The following is a 4916-nucleotide window of genomic DNA, read 5'->3' as shown; positions in this document are numbered from 1 at the left end:
GACTACCGCGGGCTTGGCTGGTGCGCGCGCGATAACCGAGCTCAGCGGTCGGACAGGAGGACCCGAAAGGTGGACCCCTGCCCGACCCCGGGGCTGGTCACGGTGAGCTCTGGCCCTGACCCCGTTGGGTGGACACCTCACAAGAGAGAATGTTCACTATGGCAAGATCACGTCGGGAGTTCACTCCTGAGTGCAAAGACGACGCCGTGAAGCTGGTCGTCACCACCGGCAGAGCGGTCGCCACCGTCGCCCGCGAGCTCGGAGTCAACGAGGCCACTCTGGGCCGCTGGGTGGCCGCGTTCAAGGCCCGCAACGAGACCGGACAGACCGAGGTGACGGAGTCTGAACGGGCCGAGCTGCTGCGGCTACGGAAAGAAAACGCGGACCTGAAGAGGGACAGGGCGTTCTTGAATTATTCTGATGTTCGGATTATGCCGATGTTTGTCTGAATGCCTTGATCAACGAGGTGTGACGGCCGCGAAGCTCGGCATAATTCGTCAGAGGTTTTCGAGGCAATCTAGCGTCGCATCGGCGGGGATGTAGCGCCCAGGGGGGTGACCCACTTCCGCAGTGTCTCGGCGCCGATGTTGAGCTTCGGCGCGAGGTCGCGGCACGCGGCCCACATCGACGGGTAATCCTTCAAACGATCCAGGGTCATACGAACCGCTCGCTCGCGAACCTCTGTTGGGTGTTTCTTGGGCATAACCGAATCCTTTCACCAGAAAGAAAGCGGCAGGAAATCAGGGACGGTTCAGACCAAGGAGAAATCTACAAGATTGTCGAGCGGTCGATGACCGGCAACTGGGAGCCGCGAATGGCGGGCTACGCACCTCGTTAACGGTTGCCGTTCAACAAGAAGATTTTGGTTTAATAGGGCCATGTATTACTACCGGGAACGTTTGTGGCCGTCACCTGCAATATATATATCTACCGCGCTCGTGATTCCCGCGAGCCTGCTTGTCTTCCTTCCGATCAACATGACGGTGGGCATCGTTACCGCTGTTGTTCTCTACACCGGCATAATCGCTGTGCTTGTCCTCGCTTCCCCAGTGATCGCCGTGAAAGATTCACATCTCATCGCAGGCCAAGCGCGACTTCCGATTGAGCACATCGGTGAGCCCCAAGTTTTTCTTGCCGAGGCAGCCACACTCGAGCGCGGCCAACGACTAAATGCACGCGCTTGGCTCCTGCTTAGAGGGTGGGTATCGCCCGTCATCAAGATCCCCCTCACGGACCCAGGGGACCCTGCTCCTTATTGGCTCCTCTCGTCCAGGCATCCACAGCAGGTCGCCGATGCATTATCGAGAGCTGCCGAGAAGATCACAACTCCTGATGTGACCTAAGAACCGCATAGACCTGGAACGAGACAGGATCCTCAGCGCTTAAAGCTGTGGCTACGTATGGCGCCGAATCAACGGATTGTACGGGCATACGCTCAACCGTCAATTCGCGGGATATGCGAACAGGTCCACTATTACTTAGTTATAATATCCATTATCGGTCATTTAGCCAGACAAATTACCCGACATATAACCCGGCATAGTGGTAATCTCGGGAGGCAACAGTCGGCAGGTGGGAGGTAGTTGATCATGACCAATATCTCAACCGGGGATGGTTCTCGTTCCGGCGCTGATCGCGCGGCACATGAACGCTCCGTGGGTTTAAGCGTTGCCGAGATTGCTGCGGTGTTACAGGCACAGCTGGGCCAGGTGCTGCTGGGGGTGATCGTGGGCAAGAACGCCCGGACGCTCGCTCGCTGGGCACACGCAACAGTTCGGCCGCCGCACGCGAGCGAGAAGCTCCTGAGAGACACATTTCAGGTGTTCGAGATTCTCAGCTCGGTTGACTCGCCTGAAGTTGCGAGAGCGTGGCTTATGGGCATGAATCCGGAACTGGACGATGCTTCGCCGGCCGAAGCGCTCGCGGACGGACGCTCCCGCGAGGTCATGGCCGCTGCGCGGTCCTACATCGCCGCCGGCTAGGCATTTTGCTGTGGCGAGAGTGTGCGACGATCACCAATCACGGCCGGGAGAGAATGGGGCCATGGCCCGTGATGATGTTGCTCTTCCGGATGGTTACCCCGAGTTCCTCGGCTCGCTCAAGCGCCGGGTCCGCGATGCTCAGGTGCGCGCCCAGCGCACGGTCAATTCGCAACTGATTGAGCTGTATTGGAGCATCGGGAGGGAAGTTCTCAGCCAGCAGGAGAAGCAGGGATGGGGAGCTGGGGTGCTGGGTCGCCTCGCTGGAGATCTGAGGACTGAGTTCCCTCAGATGAAAGGATTTTCATCCCGCAACCTTCAGTACATGAGGGCGTTCGCGGTTGCTTGGGCCGGGACGGAACCAATTGTGCAACAGGCTGTTGCAGGATTGCCGTGGGGCCACATCACGGTTCTACTCGACAAGCTTGACACCTCCGAGAGTCGTGATTGGTACGCCGCCTCAGCCGTGAAGAACGGTTGGTCCCGCAACCTGCTCCTCAACCAGATCAAGAACCGCACCCTCGAGCGGACTGGCTCGGCGCCGTCAAACTTCACCGCGGAGCTGGCGCCCGGAGATTCTGATCTTGCCCGCCAGATTGCCAAGGATCCCTATGTTTTCGACTTCTTGGAGCTGACAGAGGATGCCGCTGAGCGCGATCTGGAACAGGCGCTCATGGACCGTATCGTCGATACGCTCCGCGAGCTGGGAAAGGGGTTCGCATTCGTGGGCCGTCAGGTCCATTTCGATGTCGGTGGCGATGACTTCTACCTAGACCTGCTGTTCTTTCACATTGAGCAACTGCGCTACATCGTCATCGAACTGAAGACCGGGAAGTTCCAACCCGAGCACGCCGGCAAACTCGCCTTCTACGTCTCCCTCGTCGACGACAGGCTCCGGAGGGACGCCCATGCGCCCACGGTTGGCATACTCATCTGCGGCGATCGAAACGATCACACAGTCCGATACGCACTTGGTCGCTCGGGATCCCCCATGGCCGTGTCCACTTATACATACGACTCCTTACCGCCCTCCGAAAAGCGCGCGCTCCCAGACGCTGACGAACTCACGTCTGCTCTTGGCTGGGACGAAGAATCGCAGGAGCAGCTCGACTAATTCCGCGTGGACAATGAGGTCTCGGTCGATGCCGGCGCCTCTGCGCCCAGGTGCACCTTGTGAGTGGCGGTGAGTCTTGTGAGTGTCCCCCGTTTCTGCCCGCAACGGCTGGTCGGCACGGGCTTGCGTGAGATCCTGGGCGCCCAGCTCGTCGCTTACCTGGGCGGCAGGGTGGGACTGCCCCGAGTTCAGTTGACTCAAAGGGTTAGTGGTTTCAGGCGGCCTTGAGGGCCATGTGTATTATCTCAAACTCGATCGGGGTGAGCTTGCCGAGGCGGCGTTGCCGGCGCTTGCGGTGGTAGGTCCGTTCGATCCAAACGACGATCGCGAGGCGCAGTTCCTCCCGGGTCGCCCACCGCTGCCGGTCGAGGACATTCTTCTGCAGCAGCGCGAAGAACGACTCCATCACGGCGTTGTCGCCGCACGCTCCGACGCGCCCCATCGACCCGGTGATGCCGTTGTTCTTCAGCACGCGTAGGAACGCGTTGGAGCGGCACGTTCCCGGCGCCGGCCGGTTCGGCCAAGAGCGGTTTCGTGCTGCACCGCCTGGTCGGGGCAAATGACGACGGCTCGCTGATCACCGCCGGCGACGCCAATGCCGACGTTGACAGCACCCCCCTGGACCGGCTGGACATCCTCAGCCAGGCCCGCCTGCTGATCCCGTGGATTGGTTTGCCCGCCTTCTGGGCGACAACCGGGGCCTTCCTGCCGCTTGGGATATGGGTAGTGCTCACCGCGGGGGCGATACTCATCACCGCCACCAATGTGGTGTCGCCGCTACCGCATACAAAGCCGTGGCGTCCGTCCCGGCCTGGCAGGGGCCCAAAGAATCCGGGCACAGCCACCCAGGACGCACGGGCTCACGGAAACCATGTTTTGTCTCTTGTCACCTGGGTCCGAACCGCCGCCGGGCCACCAGCCGTTGCCTTGGCCGTTCTCATCACGGCCGCAACGTTGGCCATGGCCCCGCTCGGCCAGGCAACTGCGGCGTTCAGCGCAAAAACCTCCACGGTCGGCAACACCTGGAAAGCCGGAGCCTCGGCAACCAAACTGGCCTTCAGCACACAGCCCTCTGGCTCCACCGGCGGCATCCCTTCGCCGCCCAACCCGTGGTGACCGTCCAGGACGCCGGCGGCAACACCGCCACCATGAGTGCTGCTCCCATCACCCTGAGCATCACCACTCCTGCAGGCGCGGTCCTCTCCTGTGCCGCGAATCCCGCGATCGCCGTCTCGGGTGTGGCTACCTTCGCCGACTGCAGAATCGACAAGACGGGAACTTACACGTTGAGGGCGACTTCCGGCACACTCACCGCCGCTGTCAGTGCTGGCTTCACCGTCACCACCGGCCCGGCAGTCAAACTTGCCTTCACGCTCTCTCCGACCGAGACCAAGTTCCGAAAGGTCTTCACTACCCAGCCTGTTGTGGCCGTCCAGGACGCTGGCAGCAATACCGTCACCTCCAGTGCTGCTCAGGTCACCCTGAGCATCACGACTCCTGCAAGCGCGGTCCTCACCTGCACAGCGAACCCCATAAACGCCGTCTCAGGTGTCGCCACCTATGCTGGCTGCGGAATCGACACGAAGGGCACCTCTACACTCTGACTGCCACTTCCGGCGCGGCCACTGCGGCGGTCAGTGCCAGCTTCAACATCACTCCCAACTAGGCAGGGTCGGGCGTGGACTGCTAGCGGAGTGGGCAGATCTGTCGACCACTTGGGTTCTAGTGATCGTCGCAACACTCACTACCTCTGAGAGTTGCGACAACCATGCCCGATACCCCGACCACTCCACCGCCGCGCAGGAACTACCGCGAGGCTGAGA

At 61.0% G+C, this 4916-nt stretch carries 7 protein-coding genes and 1 pseudogene; 6 read left to right on the top strand and 2 right to left on the bottom strand.

Features of this window, described 5'->3' with window-relative positions:
• Positions 1–149 precede the first annotated feature (149 nt).
• Entirely contained in the window at positions 150–449 is a 300-nt protein-coding gene (locus tag E3T54_RS11765) for a transposase (RefSeq protein WP_370255492.1), read from the top strand.
• A gap of 68 nt (positions 450–517) precedes the next feature.
• Here E3T54_RS11765 and E3T54_RS11760 read toward each other — a convergent pair whose 3' ends face one another.
• Complete coding sequence (locus E3T54_RS11760; RefSeq protein ID WP_134475841.1) at positions 518–703, bottom strand: hypothetical protein; 186 nt, start codon at positions 701–703, stop codon at positions 518–520.
• 175 nt (positions 704–878) lie between these two features.
• Here E3T54_RS11760 and E3T54_RS11755 point away from each other — a divergent pair, with 175 nt between their 5' ends.
• The 3 genes from E3T54_RS11755 (at position 879) to E3T54_RS11745 (ending at position 3093) form a co-directional block, all read left to right on the top strand.
• The gene (locus tag E3T54_RS11755; protein ID WP_134475840.1) at positions 879–1343 is read left to right on the top strand and encodes a DUF3093 domain-containing protein; all 465 of its coding nucleotides are present in this window, start codon (positions 879–881) and stop codon (positions 1341–1343) included.
• Positions 1344–1589: 246 nt separating this feature from the next.
• Positions 1590–1982: a hypothetical protein gene (locus E3T54_RS11750; RefSeq protein ID WP_134475839.1), complete on the top strand. Its 393-nt coding sequence runs from the start codon at positions 1590–1592 to the stop codon at positions 1980–1982.
• 61 nt (positions 1983–2043) lie between these two features.
• Positions 2044–3093, top strand: a complete 1050-nt coding sequence (locus tag E3T54_RS11745) for a YhcG family protein (RefSeq protein WP_134475838.1) — start codon at positions 2044–2046, stop codon at positions 3091–3093.
• 214 nt (positions 3094–3307) lie between these two features.
• Here the strand turns inward: E3T54_RS11745 and E3T54_RS11740 are convergent.
• Positions 3308–3586 (bottom strand): annotated as a pseudogene (locus tag E3T54_RS11740) (IS3 family transposase); the annotation flags it as partial.
• A gap of 41 nt (positions 3587–3627) precedes the next feature.
• Between E3T54_RS11740 and E3T54_RS11735 the strand changes: the two are divergent.
• Positions 3628–4209, top strand: a complete 582-nt coding sequence (locus tag E3T54_RS11735) for a hypothetical protein (RefSeq protein WP_134475837.1) — start codon at positions 3628–3630, stop codon at positions 4207–4209.
• Positions 4206–4697, top strand: a complete 492-nt coding sequence (locus tag E3T54_RS11730) for a hypothetical protein (protein ID WP_134475836.1) — start codon at positions 4206–4208, stop codon at positions 4695–4697. Before E3T54_RS11735 ends, E3T54_RS11730 begins: the two co-directional genes overlap by 4 nt.
• Positions 4698–4916: the final 219 nt, after the last annotated feature.

The organism is Cryobacterium sp. Sr8, assembly GCF_004403225.1.
In the GTDB taxonomy this organism is placed as follows: Bacteria; Actinomycetota; Actinomycetes; order Actinomycetales; family Microbacteriaceae; genus Cryobacterium; species Cryobacterium psychrotolerans.
The sequence above is the reverse complement of the archived record's forward strand: the minus strand, read 5'-3'. Positions and strand labels throughout refer to the sequence as shown.

What these genes read in the sequence shown, in the direction of transcription:
- E3T54_RS11765 (WP_370255492.1), top strand. Translation starts at nt 150, where the DNA reads ATGTTCACTATGGCAAGATCACGTCGGGAGTTCACTCCTGAGTGCAAA.
- E3T54_RS11760 (WP_134475841.1), bottom strand. Translation starts at nt 703, where the DNA reads ATGCCCAAGAAACACCCAACAGAGGTTCGCGAGCGAGCGGTTCGTATG.
- E3T54_RS11755 (WP_134475840.1), top strand. Translation starts at nt 879, where the DNA reads ATGTATTACTACCGGGAACGTTTGTGGCCGTCACCTGCAATATATATA.
- E3T54_RS11750 (WP_134475839.1), top strand. Translation starts at nt 1,590, where the DNA reads ATGACCAATATCTCAACCGGGGATGGTTCTCGTTCCGGCGCTGATCGC.
- E3T54_RS11745 (WP_134475838.1), top strand. Translation starts at nt 2,044, where the DNA reads ATGGCCCGTGATGATGTTGCTCTTCCGGATGGTTACCCCGAGTTCCTC.